General features: G+C 63.9%; 22 protein-coding genes. 16 read left to right on the forward strand and 6 right to left on the reverse strand.

The annotated features are described in order from the left end of the window. Window positions 1-7 precede the first annotated feature (7 nt). Window positions 8-1,201: a Tle-like phospholipase domain-containing protein gene (locus tag PPN31114_RS26120; protein WP_174987499.1), complete on the reverse strand. Its 1,194-nt coding sequence runs from the start codon at window positions 1,199-1,201 to the stop codon at window positions 8-10. 281 nt (window positions 1,202-1,482) lie between these two features. On the opposite strand from PPN31114_RS26120, the gene PPN31114_RS00490 reads away from it, so the two are divergent. Next, the gene (locus PPN31114_RS00490; RefSeq protein WP_150677576.1) at window positions 1,483-1,962 is read left to right on the forward strand and encodes a DUF2147 domain-containing protein; all 480 of its coding nucleotides are present in this window, start codon (window positions 1,483-1,485) and stop codon (window positions 1,960-1,962) included. A 229-nt stretch (window positions 1,963-2,191) separates the two neighbouring features. Here PPN31114_RS00490 and PPN31114_RS00495 read toward each other — a convergent pair whose 3' ends face one another. The 5 genes from PPN31114_RS00495 to PPN31114_RS00515 all read right to left on the reverse strand — a co-directional run bounded on the left by PPN31114_RS00495 (window position 2,192) and on the right by PPN31114_RS00515 (window position 8,005). Then, window positions 2,192-3,517, reverse strand: coding sequence for a collagen-like triple helix repeat-containing protein (locus PPN31114_RS00495; RefSeq protein ID WP_150677577.1), 1,326 nt, complete (start codon window positions 3,515-3,517; stop codon window positions 2,192-2,194). 50 nt (window positions 3,518-3,567) lie between these two features. Further along, the gene (locus PPN31114_RS00500) at window positions 3,568-4,299 is read right to left on the reverse strand and encodes a MarR family winged helix-turn-helix transcriptional regulator (protein WP_150677578.1); all 732 of its coding nucleotides are present in this window, start codon (window positions 4,297-4,299) and stop codon (window positions 3,568-3,570) included. A gap of 97 nt (window positions 4,300-4,396) precedes the next feature. Then, window positions 4,397-5,710, reverse strand: a complete 1,314-nt coding sequence (locus tag PPN31114_RS00505) for a collagen-like triple helix repeat-containing protein (RefSeq protein WP_174987502.1) — start codon at window positions 5,708-5,710, stop codon at window positions 4,397-4,399. Between the two features lie 301 nt (window positions 5,711-6,011). Next, window positions 6,012-7,664, reverse strand: coding sequence for a collagen-like triple helix repeat-containing protein (locus PPN31114_RS00510; protein ID WP_150677580.1), 1,653 nt, complete (start codon window positions 7,662-7,664; stop codon window positions 6,012-6,014). 29 nt (window positions 7,665-7,693) lie between these two features. Continuing rightward, window positions 7,694-8,005, reverse strand: coding sequence for a hypothetical protein (locus PPN31114_RS00515; RefSeq protein ID WP_150677581.1), 312 nt, complete (start codon window positions 8,003-8,005; stop codon window positions 7,694-7,696). A gap of 1,133 nt (window positions 8,006-9,138) precedes the next feature. Here PPN31114_RS00515 and PPN31114_RS00520 point away from each other — a divergent pair. The 15 genes from PPN31114_RS00520 (at window position 9,139) to PPN31114_RS00590 (ending at window position 24,682) form a co-directional block, all read left to right on the forward strand. Further along, window positions 9,139-9,324, forward strand: a complete 186-nt coding sequence (locus tag PPN31114_RS00520) for a Flp family type IVb pilin (protein ID WP_150677582.1) — start codon at window positions 9,139-9,141, stop codon at window positions 9,322-9,324. A gap of 95 nt (window positions 9,325-9,419) precedes the next feature. Then, window positions 9,420-9,560, forward strand: a complete 141-nt coding sequence (locus PPN31114_RS00525) for a Flp family type IVb pilin (RefSeq protein WP_246182349.1) — start codon at window positions 9,420-9,422, stop codon at window positions 9,558-9,560. A gap of 13 nt (window positions 9,561-9,573) precedes the next feature. After that, window positions 9,574-10,053 (forward strand): A24 family peptidase, encoded by a 480-nt coding sequence (locus PPN31114_RS00530; protein ID WP_150677583.1) that lies wholly within the window; start codon window positions 9,574-9,576, stop codon window positions 10,051-10,053. Between the two features lie 169 nt (window positions 10,054-10,222). Continuing rightward, window positions 10,223-10,681 (forward strand): TadE/TadG family type IV pilus assembly protein, encoded by a 459-nt coding sequence (locus tag PPN31114_RS00535; RefSeq protein WP_281350960.1) that lies wholly within the window; start codon window positions 10,223-10,225, stop codon window positions 10,679-10,681. A 93-nt stretch (window positions 10,682-10,774) separates the two neighbouring features. Then, window positions 10,775-11,794: a Flp pilus assembly protein CpaB gene (cpaB, locus tag PPN31114_RS00540; RefSeq protein ID WP_150677585.1), complete on the forward strand. Its 1,020-nt coding sequence runs from the start codon at window positions 10,775-10,777 to the stop codon at window positions 11,792-11,794. An 89-nt stretch (window positions 11,795-11,883) separates the two neighbouring features. Beyond that, on the forward strand, window positions 11,884-13,275 hold the full coding sequence (locus PPN31114_RS00545; protein ID WP_150677586.1) for a type II and III secretion system protein family protein: 1,392 nt from the start codon (window positions 11,884-11,886) through the stop codon (window positions 13,273-13,275). Window positions 13,276-13,303: 28 nt separating this feature from the next. Continuing rightward, window positions 13,304-14,635 (forward strand): hypothetical protein, encoded by a 1,332-nt coding sequence (locus PPN31114_RS00550; RefSeq protein WP_150677587.1) that lies wholly within the window; start codon window positions 13,304-13,306, stop codon window positions 14,633-14,635. Between the two features lies 1 nt (window position 14,636). Next, the gene (locus tag PPN31114_RS00555; protein ID WP_150677588.1) at window positions 14,637-15,998 is read left to right on the forward strand and encodes a TadA family conjugal transfer-associated ATPase; all 1,362 of its coding nucleotides are present in this window, start codon (window positions 14,637-14,639) and stop codon (window positions 15,996-15,998) included. After that, window positions 15,995-16,918, forward strand: a complete 924-nt coding sequence (locus PPN31114_RS00560) for a type II secretion system F family protein (RefSeq protein ID WP_150677589.1) — start codon at window positions 15,995-15,997, stop codon at window positions 16,916-16,918. The genes PPN31114_RS00555 and PPN31114_RS00560 overlap by 4 nt, the downstream gene beginning before the upstream one ends. Before the next feature lie 18 nt (window positions 16,919-16,936). Continuing rightward, window positions 16,937-17,977, forward strand: coding sequence for a type II secretion system F family protein (locus tag PPN31114_RS00565; protein WP_150677590.1), 1,041 nt, complete (start codon window positions 16,937-16,939; stop codon window positions 17,975-17,977). Next, the gene (locus PPN31114_RS00570; protein WP_246182350.1) at window positions 17,974-19,158 is read left to right on the forward strand and encodes a tetratricopeptide repeat protein; all 1,185 of its coding nucleotides are present in this window, start codon (window positions 17,974-17,976) and stop codon (window positions 19,156-19,158) included. Before PPN31114_RS00565 ends, PPN31114_RS00570 begins: the two co-directional genes overlap by 4 nt. A gap of 62 nt (window positions 19,159-19,220) precedes the next feature. After that, a complete protein-coding gene (locus PPN31114_RS00575) occupies window positions 19,221-19,844 on the forward strand; it encodes a DUF3613 domain-containing protein (protein WP_150677591.1) in 624 nt (207 codons plus the stop codon). Between the two features lie 6 nt (window positions 19,845-19,850). After that, window positions 19,851-22,028 (forward strand): pilus assembly protein TadG-related protein, encoded by a 2,178-nt coding sequence (locus PPN31114_RS00580; protein ID WP_150677592.1) that lies wholly within the window; start codon window positions 19,851-19,853, stop codon window positions 22,026-22,028. An 87-nt stretch (window positions 22,029-22,115) separates the two neighbouring features. Beyond that, window positions 22,116-23,513: a sigma 54-interacting transcriptional regulator gene (locus tag PPN31114_RS00585; RefSeq protein WP_150677593.1), complete on the forward strand. Its 1,398-nt coding sequence runs from the start codon at window positions 22,116-22,118 to the stop codon at window positions 23,511-23,513. A gap of 443 nt (window positions 23,514-23,956) precedes the next feature. Next, window positions 23,957-24,682 carry a DUF2968 domain-containing protein gene (locus tag PPN31114_RS00590; RefSeq protein ID WP_150677594.1) on the forward strand — a complete coding sequence of 242 codons (726 nt, stop codon included), beginning with the start codon at window positions 23,957-23,959 and terminating at the stop codon, window positions 24,680-24,682. Window positions 24,683-24,931: the final 249 nt, after the last annotated feature.

Consider the following 24,931-nt stretch of genomic DNA (forward strand, 5'->3'; position numbering starts at 1 on the left):
AGTCACGCTAGGCGATCGCACCTCTCAATCGAGCAAACAACGCGTAAATCATCTGATGCATGCCGTGACGCTCGATGGCGCCGCGAATGCCTGACGGTGGTTGCCAATCCGAGGCCTTTGCCTCGGGGGAGGGCGGTGGCGATGGCGGCAATGCGATCGACTGTCCGAGTTTGCGCGGAATGCTCGCGTCGACCCATGGTTTGACGACGCCGCCAATGATCGGCAATTCCGACACAACGCGCGCAGCGGACTGCACCCACATTTGCACGACCGAAAGCGCTTCGCCTTCCACGTGATACGCCGTCACCCTACTATCGGTAAGCGCTGCGTCGTGCCGTGCCACTGTGCTGACGTGAACGCCTGCCGGATCGAACGTCAGCGCACGTGCCGACGGCACCACGGCGGCTTCTGCCGAGGCGAGGCCACCTCCCAGCGAATGGCCGGTAAAGATGAGACGTGGTGAGGCGTATCGTCGCGACAGTGCTTCGGCCCACTCAATGCCATGGTCATACTGGCTAGCGCGTAACCCCAACGCCTGCCGCACGTTTTGCTTCCAGTCGACACCCGATCTGCCGGCAATGCCCATTTCAGTGCCGCGATTTGCGGCAAAGACGTTGCCAGCTTTCTCATCTGAATAAAGTGCGCCGAAAAACCCAGATTGTCCCGGGCCGTTGTCGTCGTTCGTTTCGACACGGCGAACACGCTTAGGCAGAATCTGCGGAATCGATTCGTCGAAGTACACATCTTGATTGACGAGCGCAGCGGTGAGCGCCGTGCGCGTGTCCTGCAACGACGCATCATTCGCGGCGTCATCCGTGGTGTCGGGCGAGCCATCGATTGAGTCGAGGTGTTGCGCAATCGGCACCAACTGCGATGTTTGATACGCATAGGCGGTCGCCTCGGGTTCGTCCACGAGTGAGCGCATCTGTGTGTAGGCGCTGTGGTACGCCTGCGCAGCGGGAACAGCATTCATAAACGCGCGACGGAGATCGCTTCGTAAGCGTTGTTCGCGTGCATAGGTCTGCCAGTGATTCGACGCTGGGGCGTCTTGCTCGCTGTATTCGTCTCGCGACTTGGCAGACGCATCCGGCGCATCCGGCGCGCACGTGACGCACGTCTCGTTGCGCGACTCGGCAGCGGCTGGCTGTGGAAATTTCGGCATCTGCACTGTGCCGGTGAGGGTGCTTAGGGTGCCGATCATGGGGATGTGTATCTCGGTGAAGGAACGACGTGTAACGCTGTGTGCTCGCGTTCGACGCGCCTTGTGAGGCGTCGGGTCGCGTGAGGAGAAAGTGTGTGGGGACGAGCGCGGGAAGAAATGTAGAAATGGCTCACAAAGTGAGGAAACCGCTAGAGGACTTCCTCAGCACGACGTCACGGCTTTGGCGTACTCTTCAAAACGGCTGACGCGTGCGGCAGCATGAGACTTGCCGGCGAGTGGGCCCTATGAGAATCAATTCCGTATCTGGGAGGAAGACAATCATGATGCAGATTTCGAACGCAACGTCGTGGCGACGTTTGGGTGCCCGTGCACTGGTAGCGGTGGCATTGCTAGGAGGTGCCGCGATGGCGATGGCCGCCGACGAGATGAGTCCGGCGGGGGTCTGGAAGACGATCGACGACAACACCGGCAAGCCGAAGGCGCTCGTGACGATCACCGAGAAAGACGGTGAATACGTCGGCACGATTACCAAGGGCCTCGGCGAGAACGACGATCCCGAGCGCATTTGCACCGCATGTACCGACGCCCGCAAGGGGCAGAAGATGCTCGGCCTGCAAATCATCAGCGGCATTCGCAAAGACGGCGAAGGGTTCGACGGCGGGAAGATTCTCGATCCTGAGAACGGCAAGGAATACCGCTGCAAGATGACCGTGCTCGACGGCGGTAAGAAGATGGAAGTGCGTGGCTACATCGGCATCTCACTGCTGGGCCGCACACAAACGTGGATTCGTGAGCAATAAGTCGTCAGCGCGATTCGCGAGACGAAACAAAAACACCCGCTACGGCGGGTGTTTTGTTTTGACCTATGCATGTTCGCCAACGACAACGCCCGGACAGTGTCGCCACACTGTCCGGGCTCGCCGCCCACCCTAGCCCTGCCACAACTCTCTACACCCTCCACGCCCTTCACACCCCCAGCACTGCTTCCTCTCGCGAATCACGCACTACCGGCCCTGCCAACTTCGTTGTTCATTTCGCCAAGCCGCCCAGTCCGCCGAGCAGTCCGGTCACCGGCGCGAGCAGCCCACCGGCACCGCCCGCACCACCCGAGGGGGTGCCAGCAACAGACGTGAGCGGCGCGGTCACCGCAACCAACAACGTCGTGACGGGTGCTAGCGGATTGCTCGCGCTGCTTGATCCACCCGCGGCATTCGTTACGCCCCCGAGCAAGCCCGTGACGGCACCCAAAGGATTGCTTGCCGACCCGCCCGAGCCACTCGATCCCGACAGCCCGCCAAGCAGACCTGTGACGGCCCCCAACGGATTGCTGCCCGATGTCGAGCCGCCTGAACCTGTCGCCCCGCCGAGTCCACCCAGCAACCCGGTCAACGCGCCCAGCGGATTGGTGCCGCTGGCAGACGTCGGCGTGACCGTCGTGTTGCCCACGTTGGCGAGCACGGTGCCGAGCGCATTCGCACTCGAGCCACTGGTGCTGCCGGTCAGCAAACCGCCTGCGCTGGTCACGGTGTTACCCAGTGCCATCAACGGATTCGCGAGACTCGCGACGACCGCGTTCGGTGCGGCGCCCTTGACTTGCAGTCCTGCCGAATTCAATGCGCCACCCACGGTGCCGAGCAGGCCGGAGAGCGGCGCGCCTAATCCCGTGGTGTTACCCACGGTTTGCGTGGTGTTCACCACGACATTCGTAATCGGTGTGACGGCTGACGAGAGCGCCGTCGTGGCCTGCACGACAGGTGCGCTGGTGAGCGCCTGCGTTAGCACCGCGCCACCCTTCACACCACCCTGACCGACGGTGGCGACCACATTGCCGAGCACGCCCGTGAGCGTATCGACCGGCGTGCCTGCAAGCGGTCCGCTCTTGCCAATGCCCGCAATACCGCTCCCTAGCGATACGCCTGCATTGCCCAGATCGGTGACGACGTTGCCGGTGCTGGCCAGCGTGGTGCCCACCGGGTCGGTGCCGGATTTGCCGAGTTGTCCGAGGCCGTTGCCGACCCCGGTGCCCAAATCGGTCACGGCATTCCCCGTTTGCGTGAGGGCGCCGCCGAAGCCTTGATTCACTTGCGGCGAGACGCCGGGAATCGTCGTGCCCGACACCTGATTGCCGACCGCGCTCACCACCGAACCCACCGAGCTCACGACACCGTTGCTGCTGGTGGTGGGGTTAGTGGGGTTGGTCGGATTCGTCGGGTTTGTCGGGTTTGTCGGATTGGTGGGGTTCGTCGGGTTGGTGGCGGTCGCACCGCTGCCGCCTCCCGAGCTGGAGCAACCGGTCACGCCCACGACACCGGCGACGAGCGCGGTGAGCAGGGTAGGACGCAAAAGCTTCGACATGAGATGTCTCCTCAAAGGGGCAGCGCAAAGGGGCAACGCGTCGTGCAGCGTTAGCCGCGTACCGGGGCAGGGCGGCCGGTCGAAACCAGTCCGGCGATGTCCTGATCCGCTTCGAAGCGCAGACGGAACGTCTCGCTCTTGAGCGTGCGAATGCTCTGCACCAGAAAGTCGTGAATGGCAGCGAGTTCGTTGTGGTCGTACGCGGCACTCACCGCAGTGAGTTCGCGCGACACCGACGACAAGAACTGTTCGATTTGCGCGCAGCGCGATTCGATCGGATGAATCATCACCATGCGGCGATCGTGCGGGTTCTTCTCGCGCTCGACGAAGCCCGCGCGCTCGAGCCGGTCGATGACGGTGGTGATACCGCCCGAGCTCACGCCCATGAGTTCGGCGAGTTGCCCGGCGGTGATCGATTCGAGTTCGAGAATCAGATCGAGCGCGTTCAGATCGGTGACGTTCAATCCGAGTTGTTCGGCGAGCGCCGCGTGATAGAGCGCGGTGTACACGGCGAGCCGGCGTCCGAGCGAGCGGACGATGCCGGCGACGAGGTCGTTGCGATTCGTGTGTCGGTCGCTCATGGTGCCGTGCGTTCCGTTGAGCTGAGAGGCAGAAGACGTTGCCCCGTAAGCGGCACCGTGGTCGGTGCCGGAGGTGTTGTGCAAGTGGCTCGAAAACGTACCGTTGCCGGGTTCGCGCATTGCTGCCGGTTCGGTCATTTGCGTGGCGGACTCGCCATGGCCGCGCATCAAAAGGCCGGTGTCGGGAATGAAGCGGGCCATGGCATCTCCTTATCGATCAAGTGCGCAAAGCATCGGTGTCTGTTGCCGTTGCGCGATGGGTATGTCTTAAGCGTTCACTACGCGCTTTTACTACGCGTTACTTGGCAACCGAACCCACGCTGCCGAGCAGGTTGGTGACCGGCGCGAGCAAGCTGCCCAGCCCTGCCGTCGTGCCCGAACCCGTGCTGCCGCCAGCTGCGCCGGTGACGCCGGAGAGCAGATTCGTGACCGGGGCCAGCGGATTGCTGCTACCCGAACCCGAGCCGCCACCCGTGACGACCACCAGCAGGCTGGTCACCGGAGCGAGCGGGCTGCTGCCGCCCGTGCCGCCTGCGGCACCCGTCAGACCGGAGAGCAAACTGGTCACCGGCGCGAGCGGGCTGCTGCCGCCGCTGGCTCCGCCCAGACCGCCCAGCAGACCAGTGACCGACGACAGCGGGCTGCTGCCACCCGTCGCTCCGCCCAGACCACCCAACAGACCCGTCACCGAGCCGAGCGGGTTGCCCGACGTGCCGCCGCCAGCGGCCGTATTGCCGAGGTTGCCGAGCAGCGAGCCGAACGGGTTCGACGAGCCAGTCGAGGTCGAGCCGTTCACGAAGCCGCCCAGCCCAGACACCGTGTTGCCGGTGGCGATGACCGTGCCGCCCAGTGCGTAGACCACCTGATTCGACGAAGCGCCGCGCAGCGTCGTGCCGACCGTGCCGACCGTGTTACCCAGCGTGGTCAACAGGTTCTGCACCGGGCCGCCCAGACCCGTGGTGTTACCCACGGTGCGCGTCGTATCCGAGACCACGTTGGTGATCGGGGTGATGGCCGACGAGAGTGCCGTCGTTGCCGTCACCAGCGGGCCGCCGCTGAAGGCTTGTTTGAGAATCGCGCCGCCAGCGATGCCGCCCTGACCGACGGTGCCGACAACGTTGCCGAGTGCCGTCGTCAGCGTGTCGACAGGCGTGCCCGCAAGCGGGCCGCTCTTGCCGATGCCTGCGACGCCGCTGCCCAGCGACACACCCGCGTTGCCCAGATCCGTCACGACGTTGCCGGTGCTGGCGAGCGTGGTGCCGACGGGGTCTTTCGAGGCGCCGACCTGACCGAGACCGCTGCTCACGCCGTTGCCCAGATCGGTGACGGCGTTGCCGGTCTGCACGAGGGCGTTGCCCATGCCTTGCGTGGCTTGCGGCGAAACCAGCGGGAGGTTGGTGCTGGCGACCTGATTACCCAGGGCGCTGACCACGTTACCCGTGGAGCTCACCACACCGCCTGCGCCGGTGGCCGTCGTGCCGACCGCATTCGGAGTGCCGGTGGTGCCGGAGGCGGTGGCACCGCTGCCGCCACCGCCGCTGGAGCAGCCCGTGAGAGCGATGGCGCCGATGGCGGCAGAGGCGAAAAGCGTACGTTGCAGTGCGTTCGACATGATGTTCATCTCCCTGATTTTTCCTGTGTCCCGGCGGCGAGCCGCGCAGTGACGTTCTGTGGTTATGTCTTCGGTTGCTCGGTTACTTCCATTTCAGAAACCTGGGCCGTTCGCTCTGTAACCGTTGAAGCCTTGATGTACGGTTGGCACAGTTGAGACGAGCCGCGTTCGGGGCGGGCCGGACCCGGACCTTCTCGACCCGATGTGCGGACATCGGGAGGAGGGCCGGATCGCGGCGATCGCAGGCGGGTGGGGGAATCGCACGGGTCATGGTCTTGGCGCTCCAGTTCGCGATCTGCGCTTACTTCTTGGCGCCGAGCAGGCCGCCCAGCAAGCCGGTCACAGGAGCCAGTGCACCGCCGCTGGCGCCTGCCGAGCCGGTGGCACCGCCCACGGCACCGGTTACCGCGCCGAGAAGGTTGGTCACCGGGGCGAGTGCGCCCGTCGAAGCCGAGCCGCCCGCGCCTGCCGAGGCACCGCCCGAACCGGCCGAGCCGCCTGCCCCTGCCGAAGCCGTGCCGCCGAGCGCACCCGTCAGACCGGCGACGAGGTTGGTGACCGGGGCAAGCGGGTTGCTACCCGAAGCACCGCCGGCTGCGCCGCCGAGACCGCCTGTCAGGCCCGAAACCAGGTTCGTGACCGGGGCGAGCGGGTTGCTGCCCGAGGCACCGCCTGCTGCGCCGCTGAGACCGCCGGTCAGGCCCGAGACCAAGTTGGTGACCGGGGCAAGCGGGTTGCTGCCCGAGGTGCCACCTGCTGCGCCGCCGAGTGCGCCGGTCAGGCCCGAGACGAGGTTGGTAACCGGGGCAAGCGGGCCGCTGCCGCCTGCGCCGCCGAGGCCGCCCAGACCGCCGAGGGCCGACGTGATGGGAGCGAGCGGGTTGGTGCTCGTGGGCGTGCCGTGCACGAGGCCGCCGAGGCTGGCCACCGTGTTGCCTACACCCGCCACCAGGCCGCCGACATCGGTCGCGATCGGGTTGTTGAGTTGCGATGCCACCTTGGTGCCCACACCGGCGAGGCCGCCGCCGACTTGAGCCAGCAGACCGGCGACCGGCGTGCCCAGGCCCGTGGCGTTGCCAACGGTTTGCGTGGTGTTGGTGACGACGTTCGTGATCGGGGTGATGGCCGACGACAGACCCGTCGTGAGTTGTTGCACCGGTGCGCTCGTGATCGTGCTTGTGAGGCTGTTGCCGATTGCGACGCCGCCGTTGCCGACTGCCGTGACGACACCGCCGAGCAGCGTGGTCACGCCATTGATCGGGGTGTTGGCCAAGGGGCCGGTTTGGCCGAGGCCAGCCACTGCGCTACCCAGTTGCGTGCCGGCCGTGCCGAGGTTCGAGACCACGCCACCGACGCTGGCGAGCGTGGGGTTGAGCGGGTCGGAGACCGAACCCAGCTTGCCCAGACCGTTCGTCAGGCCGTTGCCGAGCGTTTGCACGGCGTTGCCCGTGGAGACGACCGCGCCGGACAGGCCGCTTTGCGTTTGCGTGCTGACCAGCGGCAGTTGCGTGCCGGCGAGCGTGGTGCCCAGGTCGCTGACCGTCTTGCCCACTTGCGTCACGACGCCCGTGCTGGCCGTACCGGCCACCGTGCCGATCGGGTTGGTGGAGGCACCACCGCTGCTGCTACCACCGCTGCTGCTACCGCCGCTGCTGCTGCCACCGCTGCTGCTACCGCCGCTGCTGCTACCGCCGCTGCTGCTGCCACCGCTGCTGCTGCCGCCACTGCTGCTACCGCCGCTGCTGCTACCACCGCTGCTGCTACCGTCGGTACCCGTGCCGGTGCCCGAACCGCCGCCGCTGCCGGTGCCGTCACCGCCGCTCGAGCCGGCGCTGGTGCCGCCGCCGCCAAGCGAGCCGCTGGTGCCGCCCGAGCCGGAGCTGGCGCAACCGGTCATGGTGACGAGTGCGAGAAGGCAGGCCGAAGCGATAAGGTTGCGTTGGATGCTGTTCATGATGGTGTCCTCTGGTCGTTTGTGTGTGATCAGGCGAGCGCTTCTTGCGCTGCCAGTCGGGTGTTCATGCGTTGTGCGATGAGTGCGAACAGAAGCGCCTCGACAGCTGCGCTGGTGGGGCCCGTCATCGCCAGGGCCTGATTCGTGCGTTGGGTGCCAGCCGTGTCGAACGGTGTGGCGGTGGCGCGTACGCCACCGCCGTCCTCACCGCTCCTCCCTGGGCTTGCGCCTCTACGATCGTCTTGGGCGGCAGCGCTGCGCTGCATGGCCCCGACGCGTTGCTGCGAGGCCGTAAGGCCTGCGGTGCTGAGCGTCGTTTGTTTGGTAATGCCAATGATCATGGTGTCCCCCGGTGATCTTTAGCGTTGCGATGCAGGGATATGCGCAAGAGGTGTGCCAACCTCTAAATCCGGGGTTGAGTAATCGCTCTAGTTTTCCGATCGATAGCCGCGAAAGCCTGTATTTATTTGCGTTTCGGAAAACAAGAATCTTTTGGATCGAGAGATCGACGACTGGCACGCCTGATCAAAAATCAGGGTTAACGAGATCGGGAAAAGGTGAAATGGCGACGAAATGTGGCGAATAACTGTTCCCGTTACGAGGGGCGTTACGGGTAACGTTACGTAACGTCGTGCCGTGTTTGTCCGGGTAAATACGCGGATAAAGAGGGGCCGCCCATATGCGTAAACGCAATTGCGATCGATTCTCGTGAGGCGCCGCCGGAGTACTTGGCGATACGAGGTAATTTTCCGAAATCACGTTACGCAAGCCGTTCGCAATGCGATGCGCTGCTCGCTGCGGCAAAGGTGATTGCCGCTCTGGAAAAGGGGGCTTGCCGCAGGCGAATAGGAGGTAATGCGGATGGAATTCGACGCGCTAATTCGGGCAGTATGGAAATGCCACGGATGGCGAAAGATTTCGAAAGATTAGATGGTTGCGCGGATGGCGGTGGAAGTGTCAGATATCGCCTGACGCCGTAACTGGCAAGGATTGCGAAGTCATCGGCGGAAGATGAGGCGCAATGAGGGTGTTGCGATGTGGTGCTGGCGGATGGATGAAAAGTTATTTAAATGTCCGCTGCATTTGAAGCGTTGTTTCGCTCACACGCACAGAATCATGGTTTTCCCTCGACGGTGTTGCATTGCTTAGTTTTGGAGTATTGTTTGAGCAACCCGTGTAACGTTTTCTTACATTCTCCGCGGCGATTGGTAGAAGTGCTCTAGTTTTTGCGTTTTAGTTTAAATTAGCATCGAAAAAAAATAGTGCGCCGTCCCAACGGTTACTTCGGCAGGCTGGGAAATAATGGCGTACAAAGTAAAAGAGGTTCGGAAGCCTTGCTGCGTATCGAACCCAGGGTCGAAGTCAAGAGTTGATAAGCGATATGGCGGGTTTGCGCCTTTCAGGTTTGCGCCTGAGTGTGACTCGCTGTGTATGCCAACGGGCGAAAATCGCCTTAATAGTGAGGGAGGGTGAGATGAAACTCGGCAATCGTATTCGACTGTTTGCGCGCGATGAACGTGGCGTAACTGCGCTGGAGTACGGCATTTTGGCCGCCATTGTCGCCGTGGTGATTGGGGTGACAGTTTCCTCGTCGTTGACGACTACCTTTACGCAGATTTTCAGCAAGGTTCAGTCCGTCATCACTTCTGCCGGCACTTGATCGTTTAGTCCTGGAGACGGCGTATGGGACACATGCGGCGTTTACAGGCCGTGCAGCGAAGCCGAAGGCGGCCTGGCGCGCGACGACAGAAAGGGGTGACGGCGCTTGAATACGGCCTTCTCGCCGCGATTGTGGTGTTGATCATCGGGACGACCGTCTATACCCAGTTGGGTGGGGTGATGACGTCGTTATTCAGCACCATGTCGTCGGCCGCCATCTCGGTGATTTCGCACTGAAACGAGGGCCATCGTGCTCACCTTGCTGTGGTTGCTCTGCGTGCCGATTATGGTCACCGATCTGATCGCACGCCGCATTCCCAACGTCTGGCTGCTGTGGGTGGGCGCACTTGCACTGGCGTGGATAGGGTGGCGGGCGTGGCAGGGAGAGCCTCGCGTCCTCTGGGTTCACGGTCTCGGTGCGCTGCTCGGATTGATCGTACTACTACCGTTTTGGTGGCGCGGTGTGATGGGGGCGGGCGACGTCAAGTTGTTCGCACTGATCGGTTTGATTGCCGGCTACCCGGCGCTGTTGCCGGTGTGGTGTCTGGCGAGCGTCGCGGCAGGTGTGCATGCCCTTGTGCTGCTGACAGGGCGCCTCGCATGGCTCAAGCGATGGCGTGAGCGAATGGCGGCAACCGCCACGTGGCAACGCGTGGAGCGATGGCGGGCCGGGCGTATCGGGTTGCCTTACGGGGCGTATCTGGCCGCGGCAGCGCTGGTGGTGCGGTAGCGGTTTGAACAGTGGGACGGGTATGTCGAGTGCCGCAAAAAGCGGCACCGCAAAAACGGGAGGCGCGGGCGACGCCGCGCGAATAGGCAGGACCAATGCGTCGCCAAACACGGCCTACAAGCGCCGTGCGCGACGGGGGAGTGTCGTCATGAAGCGGTACGGGACACCGATGGGATCAGGGCTGAGGCAAGCGCACGCGCGCGGTGTCGCCGCTCTGGAGTTCATGCTTATTCTCATCATCCTGTTGCCCGCTTTCTACGTCGCCGTTGGCTTCTCCATCAACATTCTTGCGCGTCAAATGCTGACGCAGGCGGCGTCGGAAGGCGGCCGGGCGATGTTGCGCGCCGGTACGCTGTCGCAGCGCCAGAGCTTCGCCACGCAGGCGGTGGGTAACACCCTGGCGTGGCCTGCATCGAGCGCGGTGACGACCAGCTTTGTGCCCGACACCACGTATCCGTGCCCTGCCTCCGGCGCGACGAGCTCCGCCTCGCAATGCATCGTTCACGTCAACCTCAGCCTGAATCAGCCGATGACCATCAATTGGCCGGGGCTGGGGAGTCTGGTGCCATCGACCATCAATGGCACCGCCGCAGTCACGCTCGACACGTCGACACTTGGCGGCAGCTAAGGGTTCGCGTGAGAAAGGATTGACCGACGTTGTCATGCCGCCGGCTCGCCGGCGCCCGAAATTTGTGACTGAACGGCCGCAGGGCCTCAAGCCATGAACAAAGCCACCAAGATTATTGCTGTCGTGCTGGTCATTGCCGGGGTGGTGCTGGCGATCTTCGCGCTGAAATTGGGTACGCAAAACGCGCCAGCCCCGGCGGCGACGCCGTCGGCGGTCACGCAAACCCTCACACAGCGCTACCCGGCCGTGGTGGCGGCCAAGGCGCTTTCTCCGGGACAGCCCATCGCCGCCGACGCCGTCAAGATCGTGCAGTTCGACGCCCAGACACCGGGCGCTTTCACCAACCCCGCCGATGTCGTTGGCCGGGTGCCGCTCGTGGCCCTTGCCGCCGGGGTGCCGGTCACGCAAAACACCCTCGCACGCGGTCTGGCCATGCAACTCGCGCCGGGGGAGCGCGCCGTCGCGTTGCCGGTCACCGAAGTCGTGGGGGTTTCCAACCGCATTCGCCCGGGTGACTACGTCGACGTGTTTTTCACGATGAAGACCAATCAGGCACCCGGTCCGGCCGTTGGGCTGGTGGACGACACGCAGGCCCGGTTGCTCGCGGCGCGTGTGCGCGTGCTGAGCTACGGCAATGCCTCGCTCGACGACGTCGCGCCGGTACCCACCACACCGGGTGTCGCGTCGACCGTGCAAGCGGCCACGACCACGGCACCGCCGCCGCCGCCGGCCAATGTGAATGTGCAACCGCCGATGCCCGCGACCGCCGCCGTCGTGGCTGTGCCGGTGGACGAGGTCAATCGCGTGGTGCTCGGCACGCAGCAAGGAAAGATCACGCTCGCGTTGCGCAACCCGGCGGATGACGCCAAACCCGATACGTCGCTCTTCCCGTCGCCGCCGCCGGTACTTGCCGGAAAGGCCGGGCTCAAGGGCGACGACAAGGCGGCACTCGACACGCCGGAGAATCAGGCTTACGCCGGTATCGCCACGACGGGGCTGGCCGGTGCGCCGGTGCGTCCGGCCGCTGCCCCGCGCCCTGCTGGCGGCGGGCATGGTGGCGGCGGTTCCATCGAGGTTGTGCGCGGTGCAGAGCGCACGACGGCAGCATTCTGAGCGGCAAGATCGTAGACCAGACGACGTAGAGAAGCGCTTGACCCAAGGCTTTCAAGTTCAATCGAAACAGTGACCGATACAGCCACGCCATGATCAGAAGCCAGGTTCGCACTGCCAGACGAGATGTCAGACGTGTCACGGGGACGCTGTTGTGCTTCGCCGCGCTGGTCGCGTGCGCTGCCACGGTGTCGGTGCGTCTGGCCGAAGCCGCAGACACCTCGCAAAGCGCGACGCGCTCATTGACGCTGGGGGTGCACGAGCAACGCGAACTGCCGTTGCCCGGCACCCTCGAGCGGATCGCCGTGGCCGACCCGGCCGTGGCCGATGTGGTCGTGTTGCGGGGTTCGGGCGGACGCAAAGGGTCGGTGCTCGTAGTCGGCAAGAAGGCGGGCACGACGCAGGTGTCGGCCTGGCCGCGCGGCGGCGAGGCCATGCGCTGGGAAGTGCACGTGACGGGCGATCTGCAAAGCGCCTTGGGCGATACCGGGACCGCGAATGTCGACGCACGCGGCGGCGCAGCGCTCATTCAAGGCCATGCGAATACGATGATCGAGCATAGCGGCCTGCAAGCGGCTGCCGTCGATGCGACGGGCAAGGGCGGTGTGGTGGTCGATCGCTCGACAGTCGGCGAGACGGGAGTCGTGCAGGTCGATGTGAAGATCGTCGAAATCAACCGCAACATCCTGAATCAGATCGGGGCGAGCTTCGCCGCGTCGAAGAAGAGCGGGTCGGGCAGCTTCGGGGTGGTCTCGCAACTGGCCGGGGCCTTCGGCGGGTCGGGCGGAACGGGCAGCGGTCAGGTCTCCAGCTTCGGCACGTTCTTCGGCTCGATCACACGCGGCGCGTTCACGCTCTCGGCGGCCATCGATTTGGTGCAGACGAACGGCTTGGGCCGAATTCTGGCGGCACCGACGCTCGTTGCGCTCTCCGGCCAAAGCGCGAGCTTCCTCGCCGGTGGCGAGATTCCGGTGCCGCAATCGGGCGGTCTGGGCACGACGACGGTGACGTATAAGCCGTTCGGTGTGGGCTTGACGGTGACGCCGACGATCCTCTCGCCCGGGCGCATTGCGTTGAAGGTGGCGCCGGAAGCGTCGGACATCGATTACACCAACGCGATCGTGACCGATTCGGTGCAAATTCCCGCGATCACGACGCGTCGTGCCGATACGACGGTCGAGTTGGGCGATGGTGAAAGCTTCGTCATCGGCGGGCTGATTTCACGTACGACGACCGCTTCGGTCGACAAGATTCCGTTGCTCGGCGACTTGCCGCTCATCGGCGCATTTTTCCGGGACTTGAAGTACTCGAGTGCAGAAAAAGAATTGGTCATCATCGTGACGCCGCATTTGGTCAAACCGGTTGCCGCCGGTGTGGCCATGCCGTTACCGGGCGATACGCGCGAGCAACGTCCCGGTCAGGTGTGGGGCGCTTACTTGATGGGCGGGGCAAGCGACAGTGAACTGCCGGGGTTCTCGAAGTAACGCTGGCGGAGCAGTAAGGAGTGCAAACATGAACGCACCGAACCGAATACTGGACACCATGACTGAGTTGCATCGCTTCCTCTTTTGCAGCGCGCACGCCGGCCACGGTCAGTGGCTCTCGGCTGCGCTGCGCGAAGAGGGCGTGTTGCTTCAGGAGGCGGGTCGGCCAGCGCAATTGCAGCAGCGCATCGGCGATCTCGATCCGCAGGTGGTGTTGCTCGACTTCTCGGGCGAACCGACGGGGCACGCCGATGAGCCGGCCGACGGCGGCATCGCACAGGCGGCCGAACTCGCGCAGATGCTCAAACGTGTGGCGCCCAAGCTGCCGCTCGTGGCGGTGGGGTCGATGGTGCGTGCCGACGGCATGAAGGCCGCCATTCGCGCCGGTGTGCACGATTTCATCGATATGCACTCCACGCACGAAGAGGCGCTCGACGTCATTCGCCGCGTCATCGATCAGACGCCGCCGCCCAGTGCTTCGGCACCTTCCCGGCACGGCCGCTTCGTGGTGCTGCTCGGCGCGCGTATCGGCGTGGGCTGTAGCACGCTCGCCGCGCACCTCTCCCAACTGTCGCAAGAACTCGCGGTCGGGACGCCTTCGGCGAAACCGGCTAAGGCGTCCGCGTCGAAAGACGATAAGTTCGACGCCGCGTTGCTCGGTCACGTGGCGCTGCTCGATCTCGGGCTGCCCTCGGGCGACGGTCTGCTGTATCTGAATACGCAAAGTCAATTCAGCTTCGCCGAAGCCGTGCAGAACCTGCGCCGCTTCGACGAGACGCTGGTGCACACGGCGATCTCCCATGCGTCGAGCGGTCTGGCCGTGTTGCCGCTGCCGCTCGATCTCGGCGATATGCGCAGCGTGGCGGCGGCCGACGCGCTCGCGCTCACCGACCGCCTGCGTTCGTTCTTCGATTTGATCGTGGCCGACCTGGGCGGCTTCTCCAACCCGGCGTTCGTGGCGAGCCTGGTGCGCGCCGCCGATGAAGTCTGGCTCGTGGTCGATCAGAGCGTGGGTGCCATCGTCTCGCTGGCGTCGCTGCTGCGCGATCTCGAAGAGAAGAGTGTGGAGCGCAGTCATCTGCAACTGGTGCTCAATCGCTACGACCCGCGTTACGGCATGGCAGCCGATCAGATCGCCAAACGCTTCGACGTGCCGCTGCTCGCCACGCTGCCCGACCGGCCGCTGGCGATGCTCTCGGCGACCAATCAGGGCAAGCTGATTCTCGACACGGCGCGCAGCGACCCGTACGTGCGGGCGTTGCAACCGCTTGCGGAACGACTGCTTGCCGCGCAGCACGCGGGCGCTGCGGCTCAACGTCAGGCTTCGGGCTGGCTTGGCCGCTTCATTGGAAAGCACTGATATGACTGACTCGATCGAATTTGCCGACGACAGGCGTGCATTTGCCAACTCGCAGCAATTTCAGGACATCAAGACCGCAGCGCACGAGCATCTGCTCGCGCGGATCGAGGAACTCGGCGCGGAATTCGGCCGTTGGAGCCGTGGCGCGATTCAGCAGTTTGTCGATTTGGAGATGGACGGCTTCGTGCGGCTGCGCCGCATTCCGATCAACGAAGCCGAACTGCGTCAGATCTCGGATGCGCTCACAAAAGAACTGGCCGGTTTCGGCCCGATCGAGGACTTGCTCGGCGACCCCGCGGTCGAAGACATTCTGATCAACGGCTACAACGACGTGTACGTGTCGCGCAACGGCGTGCTCGCGCGCGAGGCGTTGCGCTTCTCCGATAACGCGCATTTGCTGCGCATCGTGCGCCGCATTCTGGCGCCCATCGGACGTCGGCTCGACGAATCGAATCCGATGGTCGATGCGCGCCTGCCCGATGGTGGCCGCCTGAATGTGGTGATCGAACCGCTGGCCGTCGACGGCCCGGTGGTGTCGATCCGGAAATTCCGTAAAGACCCGCTCAAGCCGTCGGACCTGCTGGCGCTCGGCAGCTTTAACGAAGAGATTTACGGGCTGCTCGAAGCGGCGGTGCGCTCGCGATGCAACATTCTTGTGTCGGGCGGTACCAGCTCGGGGAAGACATCGTTGCTCAATGCGTTGGCTAGCTTCATTCCGGCCACCGAGCGTGTGGTGACGGTGGAAGATACGGCCGAACTCTCGCTCAATCACCCGCACGTGGTGCGGCTGGAGTCGCGCCAAGGCGGCTTCGACGGCTCGGGCGAGGTGACCATTCGCGACCTGATTCGTAACAGCTTGCGGATGCGCCCGGACCGCATCATCGTGGGCGAAGTGCGCGGCTCGGAAGTGCTCGAAATGATGCAGGCGATGAACACGGGGCACGAAGGCTCGATGGCCACGATTCACGCCAACTCGCCGCGCGAATGTCTCTATCGTCTCGAAATGCTGGCGGGTTTTGCGGGTTTTCAGGGCAGCGAAAGCAGCCTGCGCCGCCAGATCACGAGCGCGCTCGATTTCATCGTGCAGATCGGCCGCTTGTCGAGCGGACGCCGCCGCATTCTGTCGATCACTGAAGTCACGGGTGTCTCGGACACGGTGATTTCCACGCAGGAACTCTATCGCCACGAAGCCTTTGTCGGTCCCGACGGTGAAGAGAAAGACCGCTGGGTGTCCCTGGGTATTCAACCGCACTCGCCCAAATTGCAGCGCTACAAGGACCAGACGCGCAATGCGACGGCGGCAGCGCAGGGCAATACGCCGCCCGACTCGGGTGGCGGCGGCTTCTTCGGACGGCGTCGATGAACCCCGTCGTGTTGTGGATCTCGTGTGTCGCGCTGCTGCTCGTGGCCGCGGGGCTCGAGTTGTGGCGGCGCACGCATCAGCGTGCACGCGAGCAGGCGACGAGTGCTTTTATCGAACGGCAACTGGCCAACAACGCGCCGCAGTTCGCGGCTGCGGAAGGCGCCATCGCACGGGTGGCGCGCCGCAAAGCGCTGCCGTGGGAATTCTTCTTCGAGCGCGCGGGCGTGTACCCGACGACAGGCTTTTACGCGATGTTGATTGGCGGCGGGGTGGGGCTCGCATTGCTCTTCTTGCTGTGGCACGGGCCGTTCTCGGCGCTGATTGTGCTGATTCTGTATGTGATTGGGGTGGTGCTGCGCTACTGGTTGAAAGGCGTACGCCGCCATACCGAGATCGTGAAACAACTGCCGATATTTCTCGATGGCATGGTGCGCATGCTGACGGTCGGCAACAGCTTGCCTGCGGCGTTTCAGACGGCGTCGGGCAACGCGGATATGCCGCTGCGCGAACTGCTCGACAGCGCGGTGCGTCAAGTGCAGGCCGGGGTCGATCTCGATGTCGCGCTCAAGCAAATTGCGCGGGTGTATCGCGTCGAAGAAATTTATCTTTTCGCGTCGGTGGTCGATTTGTCGACACGCTTCGGCGGGCGCGCCGATCAGATTCTCGCGCGCATGGCGGGCTTCATGCGCGATCGTGAGCAGGCGCAGGCGGAATTGCATGCACTCTCGTCGGAGACGCGGATGTCGGCCTGGGTGCTCGCCGCGTTGCCGATTGTCGTGAGCGCATTTCTGATGCTGTTCAATCCGGCGTTCTTCGAGCCCATGTTTCAACAACCGGCGGGCCTGAAGATTATTGGCATCGGTCTTGGGCTGGAAGCCCTTGGCGGCTTCATTCTGTACCGCCTGGCCAAATCCATCTGAGCGAGAGGCGATCCCCTAATGAACCTTTCGTCCTTCACGTCGCTGGCCGCCGATTCGCATACCTGGCTGATGCTGGGTTTGCTGCTGGTCGCCGCCGGTCTGTTGCTCGCGGCTTCGGCCATTTTGCTGCGGGGGCTGCGTCAGGATCGAAGCGGGCGTGTGATCGATCAGGTGATTGCGAGTCGGCAACAGCAGGCGCTGGCGGCGCTTAGAGCGGCGACGGCACCGATGGGGAGTTCGCTTTCGCCAGCGCAAGAGGACGATGGGACCAACACCGGGGCGAAGGGCTGGCGCTCGCTTTTCGATCGTGCAGCGGCGCTCGGCAAGCGTTGGTCTGAGACGCGTCTGGGGCAGTATCTGATCGCGGCCGAAGATCGCTTGTTGCTCGCGCAATGCGGTTGGGACAGCGTTCGCGCGAAGTCGTTGTTCTTGTTTTCTCGCGTGGCGTTGGCCGGGGCGTTGCTGTTGTTCGTGTGGGTCTGGATGCCGGGTAACGGCGGTCTGGGCACGCTCTTGCGGCTGATCGGCGCGATCTGTGTCGGGCTGATGCTGCCGAAGCTTTACGTGCAGCGCCGGGCCAATCAGCGCCGTCGCGAGTTGGTGGAAGAGTTGCCGCTGCTCATCGACTTGCTCCGTCTGTTGCAGGGCGTGGGGTTGTCGATGGATCAGAGCTTGTATGTGGTGGTGTCCGACTTCCGTGAGGTGCTGCCGATTCTGTCGAAGGAATTCGAGAACGCGAATCGTCAATATGCGTCCGGGCGAGGGCGCGAAGCGTCGATGGTGCGCTTGCGCGAGGTGTACAACAACGACGATCTGCGCGCGCTGGTGCGCTTGATCGTGCAGGTCGAACAACACGGCGGTGCGGTGCAAGAGCCGTTGCAGCAGTTCAGCGACCGGTTGCGCGAGCAGCGGCGCCAGACGATGAAAGATCGCATCGGCAAGCTCACGGTCAAGATGACCCTCGCGATGATGCTCACGTTGTTACCCGCGCTGATGGTGGTGGTCGCGGGGCCGGCGATTCTCTCGCTGGCGAAAACTCTGGAGGGCCTGCAACAATGACACGTTCCGCTTTCGCAATGGCACGGGAAGACTCGCCGCAGCGCGCGCGTAAGCCCGTGGCGCGTTGGGTCGTCGGTGCGCTGTGCGTGCTGATGGTGGCCGGATGCGCGTCGAAGGGCGGCGGTTATGGCGCACCCTCGGCCGCCGCGCTCATGCGTGCACAACAGGATGACGAAGCGAAGGCTAAGACGGCCGCGCCCGATACGAAGGAACTGTATCTGTCGATGATTCGCGAGATGCAGGACCGGGGGGCTTACTTCGCCTCGTTGGCGCATATCGATCAGTTCCGAATCCAGTACGGCAGCTCGCCGGATGTCGACATTCTTCGCGCCGATGCATTGCGCGAGACCGGCCAACCCGACGCGGCCGAAACGACCTATCGAACGCTGCTTGGCAGCAGTGTGGCCGCCGCCGCATGGCATGGCCTCGGGCTAGTCGCGGCGCAGCGCAAAGACTATGCAGGCGCGACGCAAGCACTACGCGAAGCGGTGAGCCGGGCACCGACCGAACCGTTCTATCTCAGCGATCTCGGCTTTGCGCAGTTGAGCAACGGCGACACCGCCGGGGCACGCGTGCCGCTGGCCCAGGCGGCCGAACTCAAACCCGATAGCCGCAAGGTGCTGAGCAATCTCGCCGTGTATTTGCTGGTGACGGGAGAGACGACGCGGGCCGACCAGATGATGTCGCAGGCGAAATTCCCGCCCGCCACGCGTGAGGCGATTGCCAAGCTCGCGAGCGATATTCGCGCCCACGCGCAAGCTGCGCGCGCTGCGGCAGACGCGGCAGCGGCAAGGGCAGCGGCGCAGGCGGCAGCTCAGGCGGCGGCTCAAGCAGCGACGATTGTGCCTGCGGCACCGGCTGCGGTACCCGTCGCTTCTGCATCTGCTTCCACATCCGTTTCCCCATCCGCACCCGCTGGCGCTGTCGTCGTGCGCTTGCCGGAACCGGGTGCGCGTGCCGTGGCGGCGACGGCGGACGGGGCTCCGGCAACGGCTCCGGTCAATCGCGTGGCGTCGAACAGTGCCGCAAATAATGCGGTGAATAGTGCTGCGGATAGTGCCTCGAAGGGTGCCCCGAAGAGCGCCGCGAGCGGTGCGGACGCCAAGCTTGCGCGGGCCAACGATGTCTCGCGCAGCGATATGCCGACCTCGTTGCTCGACCGGTTCTCGAATTCACAATGATTCGCGGGGCAGCCCGCAAGCAGCGAAACGCATAAGTAGTCACGCAACTTCAGGGAGACGTGATGATGGCAGGCCAAATGCAACGATGGGAGCAAGTCTCCCCGCCGACCCGGGCGATGCATCGGGACACGTCGGCCCATACGGCACCGGCAGCGCAATGGCTTGCCGGTATCGCGCTGGCGTTGTGCGCAAGCTGGGCCGGTGCGCAAACGAGTCCGCCCTTGACGGGGCAAATGGGCGGCGCCGATACGCGTACGGTCGCACAGGCGACGGCGGAGCCGACCGCGCCGACAAATGCCGCCGTCGTCCAGCAAGTGCCCGCGCAAGCCCCGGCAGCACAGACGACCCAAGCGACCCAAGCGGCGCCAGTTTCGCAAGCGAGCCGTGTGCCGCCCAATACGGTGCGTCGTACCACACCGTTGCGCGTCGGCGAGCATGCCGCCGACGGCATGTTGGGCGACGAGACGGAGGCGTTGCTCACATTGCAGGCGAGCAATTTGGCCGCCGGGCGCGGTTTGCCGATGCTGGGGGCGACGGCCTCGCGCGCTTACCGGCGGTATCTCGAGAGCTTTAACTACGCGATTCCCGCGTTCTACCCGACGATGGTGCAAAGCGATAGCAGCACTGGCGGCGGCGGTGGCGCGGGCGGGGCGACATCGAGCGGAGGGGCTGGCGCAAGCCAGTGATTCGTCATGACACCCCGTGCGCGTGCGCGCAAAACGGCTTCACCAGCGGCATCGCAAGCCGCACCTTCTGCGTGCGCCGCATCCCGCGACGCACAGGCGACATGGCTGGGTAACCTGCGCCGCTTCGGTGGGCGGCAGCGCGGTTCCGTGCCGGTCGTCGCGTTTTCTTTTGTCTTTGTGGTGCTGCTGCTGTCGTTGGCCATCGACGCGGGCTATGCCTTCATGAAACGGCGCGACCTGCAACGCGCCGCCGACATGGCAGCGCTTGCCGGTGCACAGACGCTGCCGGGTTGTGCGAACGCCACCTCCTACGACACGGTGGCCCGTGCAAATGCAACGTCGAATCTGGGTGCCGACGCCGCCAAAACGACGATCACGACGGCGTGCGGCGTCTGGACCAACCCGACGGCAAGCGCCACCACGCCGGGTACGTTTGCGGCTGTGAGTTCAGGGAATGCAGCCAGCGGCAACGCTGTACAGGTGACGCTTACGTTGCCGGTGGTGTCGTTCTTCCAACTCACCGGCTCGCGCAATATTTCGGCAACCGCCATCGCCCGGAAAGCACCGGCGGTGGTGACATTCACCGTCGACTCCGGGCTGCTCGCGCTAAATGCGAATAACTCGATACTGGCGCCGTTGCTTCAGTCGATCGGGATTTCGCCAACGCTCTACGTCGGCGCGGCGCAGCAGCTTGTAGGGGTGAACATCACGCCGCAAGGGTTGCTGCAAGCGCTGGGCGTGCCTGTCACGGGCGACGTGTCGGTGGCGTCGCTCTCAGGCGTGGCGGCGGTCAAGAACCTGACGCTCGGCACCTTGCTTAGCGCGACGAATACTGCGCTGGCCACGCAGAACGGGGCCGTGTCGGCTTCGGTGACGGCGCTGAACAATCTCATCAACGTGTTCGGCAACAGCCCGGTGTTGAATCTGCCGATTCAGTTGCTCGGTACCGCGACGAGCCCCGGCATCATTGCCAATATCGATGCGGCCGGTGTGTCGGCGGCCAACGCGCTGACGGCCAATATCGGCGTGGCCGATCTGATTACGGCGGCCATCGTCGGTGCGAACGGGAATAACGCGATTGCGATTAACGGGCTGAGTCTGCTGGGCAACGCGGTGAACGTCAGCGCGAACGTGATCTCGCCGCCGCAGGTCGGCGTTGGCGGCGTCGGTGCGACGGCGACGACGGCACAGGTGCGGCTGTTTCTCACGCTCAACACGGCGGCGGCATCTGGGTCGCTGGGTTCGGTGGCGGGTTCGCTGCTGAACTCGCTGGGCACGACGTTGAATTTGCCGCTGGTGCTGGAAGTCGCCCAGTCGACCGGCACGGTCACGGCGGTGCAGTGCGGCGCGACACCGTCGACGACGATTCAGGTGAACTCCGGGCTGGTCAACGTCTGCGTGGGCGCGGCGGCGAGCGGTGTGAACGTGAAAACCAATCCGGCGAGTTGCACCACGCTCATGACCAATCGCGTGAACATCGCGACGCTGCTTGGACTGATTAACGTGTCGGGGAATGTGAATCTGTCGCTCGTCACGAACTCGCCTGCGCCGATTACCTTCAGTGGTCCATTCCCGCAGAAGGTCGGGCCGATTGGGTCGAGCGTGAACCTGAGCCAGATCGTGACGGCGCTGCTCACGGGGTTGTCGCTGGATGTGAGCGCGGGTGGGGGAACGTCTTCAACGAGTACGACCGCGGGTGGGCTGGTGGGCAATGTGCCGAACTCCGCCGTCGGGTTGTCGGTGACGACGGTCAACAATTTCCTTAGCTCTGCGGCCTCAGGGCTTCAGTCCACTGTGAACGCGCTCGGGACTACGCTTGGCGGCGTGCTGACGCTAAATCTTCCGCAAGTGCTGGGCGGTGTGGGTGGTCTCGTCACCGGGCTTCTCAACACGCTCGGTGGCATTGTGAACGGGCTGCTCAGTACGCTGACCGATGTGGGGTGCGACTTGCTCGGCAGCGGGGCAAATCAGTGCCGGGTCGATGCGGTGAAGAGCGGCCTGAGCACCAGCAACATCTCGCCCGTGCTCGGCAGCATTCTCTACACGCTACTCAACCCGTTGCTCACGCCGATCAGCACGTTGCTCAACACGTTGCTCAATGCGCTCGGCATCACGCTTGGCATGACGACGGTGACCGTGGACAGCATCAACTGCCAGAACGGGCTGGTGCAACTGGTGTATTAGCGAAGCTCACAAAAATAATTCGATAACTCGACGACAAAACTTCACCATGACGGACGCCCGGGGGCGTTCGGCGACCAGCGGATAAGCATGAAAAGCAAGCCAGTACGTGAAGACCTCGACGTGTACGTGTGGGAAGGCAAGTCCGACATTGCCGACCGGGTGGCGCATTGCCTCGCCAGCTTCGACATGGAAGTGATTCGCGCCGACGGGGCCGACCTCTCGCGCGAGCGCACCAAGACGCGGGCGTCCATCGCCGTGGTGAGTGTCTCGGTCATCGAAGGGGCATCGACCAACGCGCATGAGTGGCAACTCGGCCACGGCATGCCGGTGATCTGGGTGGCGACGGCACCGCGTGAGAACGATCCGCGCGTCTATCCGCCCGAGTACAGCAACATCCTGACGCTCGACTTCTCCGGCGCGGAACTGCGCACGCTCATCTTCAAGCTCTCAGGGGCGATTGCCGAAGCCGATCGCGCTCCGGCGCCGTCCGACCCGCTGGTGGCGCAGTCGAGCGCCATGCTCAATCTGCTGGCCGAAGTCGATGCGTTCGCCGATTGCGACTCGAACGTGATGATTCACGGCGAGACGGGTGTGGGCAAAGAACGCATTGCGCGGCTGCTGCACGACAAGCAGAGCCATTACGGGCAAGGACCGTTCGTCGCCGTGAACTGTGGCGCGATTCCCGACGGCCTGTTCGAGTCGCATTTCTTCGGGCATGCAAAGGGGGCGTTCACGGGCGCGCTGTATTCGCACAAAGGCTATTTCGAGCAAGCCAACGACGGCACGCTGTTCCTCGACGAAATTGGCGACCTGCCTCTGTATCAGCAGGTCAAACTGCTGCGCGTGCTCGAAGACAGCGCGGTCACGCGTTTGGGCTCGGCCCAGCCGGTCAAGCTGGACTTCCGGCTGGTGGCGGCGACCAACAAGAATCTGAAGTCGATGGTGCGCGACGAACTGTTCCGCGCGGACCTGTTTTATCGACTGGCTGTGATCGAGCTACATATCCCTAGCCTTGAAGAGCGCGGACCGGTCGACAAGCTGGCGGTGTTCAGCGCCTATCTGGGCAAAGTGGCGGGCGACCCGGAGATCGGCAGCAAAATACCGCCCTGGCTGCGCGAACTGGTCGAGGGCGGCGTGTTCCCCGGCAATGTGCGGGAGATGCGCAATATCGCCGAGCGCGTCGGCATCATCTACCGCCAGTTGGGCACTTGGGACGAGCGCCGCATCCGGGCCATCTTCGAGGCGCTGGCCACCGGTGTCGTGGTACGCAGCGATGACCCGGTACGCGGCGGCGCGCTCACCGACCGCGCGCGCTGGGACGCCACCGAGCGCACCCGCATCGTGGCGGCGCTCGACGCCAACGGCTGGCGGCGGCAGGATACGGCCAATGCGCTAGGGATCAGCCGCAAGGTGCTGTGGGAAAAAATGCGCAAATATCAGATTCTGGGCAACGACTCGGAATTGGCCAGCGAATATGAAAGCTGAGTGAGGGCTGAGCCAAAGCTGATCCGGTGCTGACCGGCCGACGACGGCAGCGGTACAAAATCCCGCCGGTCAGGCTTTCCGCGTACTGCGTAGTCCGTAGGTCTTTAAATCCCGCTCAATGCAGGGATTTGTCTGACACACAACTTCGGTTTAAGGGAAAACCTTCGGCTGCGGGGTTGCGCGTTATCAACAGTTGAATTTCTCCCGGCCCAATATTGCATTCCGCGCTTGGAAGAGCGCCGCGCAATGGATAGAATTGGCGGCTATTGTGAGCGTGCGGTGAATATCTGCCGGCAGCGCGGCGGCGGGACATGATGTCCGTTACACTGTCGTGGCAAAAAAACGCAGGTCTCAGATCCTCGGGACGGAGTCCGGGGGGGCGGAATGAATGCGACGCATAAGGGTCGTTGAACGATCCGGTCGATAACAGGAAAACAGATCAGATGAAAATCAGTGATTGCCGGGGGCGGTTTTGGTTGGGCGTGGGGGTGGCATGCCTGGCAGCCTGGGGGACGTCAGCGGGGGCCGCAGAAGCGGTCAAGGATGTGACCGGGTCGTCAACCCCGGGTCAGTTCGCCGCACCGGCAGTGCCCACGCAAGCCCCTTCGGGCCCGGCATCGGCCTCGGGCACGATTCAAGAACTGCGTGATCGCATTCAGAACAAGGAAGTCACCGAACTTCGCACGACGTACAACGGCCGCTACGGCGCCAGCCTGCTGTTTTATCCGCAAACGATGGGCTACTACGTCGCGCTGTTCCACGAAGGCCAGTTCTGGCGCGTGGTCAAGCTGAGCAACGAAAAGAAGGCCGAAGCACTGTACGGTGACTTCGTGCGTCAGACGCAAGTGCTGGCCGACGTCGAGATTCGCCGGATCAAGCTCGAAGCGCAGAAGGCTCTCATGGAGCGCCAACTGGCCGAGAGCGAATCCCGCCTGAACGCGGTGCAGAACGATCTGGCTATCCAGCGTCAGCAGGAACAAGCGCTGGCACAGAACCAGCAAGCCGTGCGTGAGCAGGCTTCGGCGCTTGAAACCGAACGCACTGCCGCCCGTCTGCGTTTGAACGACCTGCAAGGTCAGATTCGTTCGCTGGAAGCCGAGCAGAACAGCGCCGACTCCGATCTGGTCCGCTCGGTGAAGACCACCAGCAGCCGCAAGACGAAGCGTTAATTCGCCGTTCGCTGCCGTCCGCTTGTGAGAAAGCCGCCTTCGGGCGGCTTTTTTCATGCCCGATGCATGCCCGATTCGTGTCCGATCAATGGAAATCGAGGGCAATCAGGGCGTTTTGCGCCGCGATGCTGCAAACGGGCGGCATGCGCTACACGCAATCGCTGGGACTGTCGACTGGCGAATCGCTCATGTCTCGCATTTGCAACTCAAATGACGGCGCGATGCGCGTTGCCGCGGTGGGTTCAGGCG

Origin of the sequence: Pandoraea pneumonica (assembly GCF_902459645.1) — a bacterium.
Lineage (GTDB): Bacteria > Pseudomonadota > Gammaproteobacteria > Burkholderiales > Burkholderiaceae > Pandoraea > Pandoraea pneumonica.

Bases quoted from the DNA above. Each gene is read 5' to 3' on its own strand.
- PPN31114_RS00515 (WP_150677581.1), bottom strand. From the start codon at position 8,005: ATGATCATTGGCATTACCAAACAAACGACGCTCAGCACCGCAGGCCTT.
- PPN31114_RS00555 (WP_150677588.1), top strand. From the start codon at position 14,637: ATGACTGACTCGATCGAATTTGCCGACGACAGGCGTGCATTTGCCAAC.
- PPN31114_RS26120 (WP_174987499.1), bottom strand. From the start codon at position 1,201: ATGATCGGCACCCTAAGCACCCTCACCGGCACAGTGCAGATGCCGAAA.
- cpaB (WP_150677585.1), top strand. From the start codon at position 10,775: ATGAACAAAGCCACCAAGATTATTGCTGTCGTGCTGGTCATTGCCGGG.
- PPN31114_RS00545 (WP_150677586.1), top strand. From the start codon at position 11,884: ATGATCAGAAGCCAGGTTCGCACTGCCAGACGAGATGTCAGACGTGTC.
- PPN31114_RS00565 (WP_150677590.1), top strand. From the start codon at position 16,937: ATGAACCTTTCGTCCTTCACGTCGCTGGCCGCCGATTCGCATACCTGG.
- PPN31114_RS00580 (WP_150677592.1), top strand. From the start codon at position 19,851: ATGACACCCCGTGCGCGTGCGCGCAAAACGGCTTCACCAGCGGCATCG.
- PPN31114_RS00500 (WP_150677578.1), bottom strand. From the start codon at position 4,299: ATGGCCCGCTTCATTCCCGACACCGGCCTTTTGATGCGCGGCCATGGC.
- PPN31114_RS00575 (WP_150677591.1), top strand. From the start codon at position 19,221: ATGATGGCAGGCCAAATGCAACGATGGGAGCAAGTCTCCCCGCCGACC.
- PPN31114_RS00490 (WP_150677576.1), top strand. From the start codon at position 1,483: ATGATGCAGATTTCGAACGCAACGTCGTGGCGACGTTTGGGTGCCCGT.
- PPN31114_RS00535 (WP_281350960.1), top strand. From the start codon at position 10,223: ATGGGATCAGGGCTGAGGCAAGCGCACGCGCGCGGTGTCGCCGCTCTG.
- PPN31114_RS00550 (WP_150677587.1), top strand. From the start codon at position 13,304: ATGAACGCACCGAACCGAATACTGGACACCATGACTGAGTTGCATCGC.
- PPN31114_RS00505 (WP_174987502.1), bottom strand. From the start codon at position 5,710: ATGTCGAACGCACTGCAACGTACGCTTTTCGCCTCTGCCGCCATCGGC.
- PPN31114_RS00520 (WP_150677582.1), top strand. From the start codon at position 9,139: ATGAAACTCGGCAATCGTATTCGACTGTTTGCGCGCGATGAACGTGGC.
- PPN31114_RS00590 (WP_150677594.1), top strand. From the start codon at position 23,957: ATGAAAATCAGTGATTGCCGGGGGCGGTTTTGGTTGGGCGTGGGGGTG.
- PPN31114_RS00495 (WP_150677577.1), bottom strand. From the start codon at position 3,517: ATGTCGAAGCTTTTGCGTCCTACCCTGCTCACCGCGCTCGTCGCCGGT.
- PPN31114_RS00570 (WP_246182350.1), top strand. From the start codon at position 17,974: ATGACACGTTCCGCTTTCGCAATGGCACGGGAAGACTCGCCGCAGCGC.
- PPN31114_RS00560 (WP_150677589.1), top strand. From the start codon at position 15,995: ATGAACCCCGTCGTGTTGTGGATCTCGTGTGTCGCGCTGCTGCTCGTG.
- PPN31114_RS00585 (WP_150677593.1), top strand. From the start codon at position 22,116: ATGAAAAGCAAGCCAGTACGTGAAGACCTCGACGTGTACGTGTGGGAA.
- PPN31114_RS00510 (WP_150677580.1), bottom strand. From the start codon at position 7,664: ATGAACAGCATCCAACGCAACCTTATCGCTTCGGCCTGCCTTCTCGCA.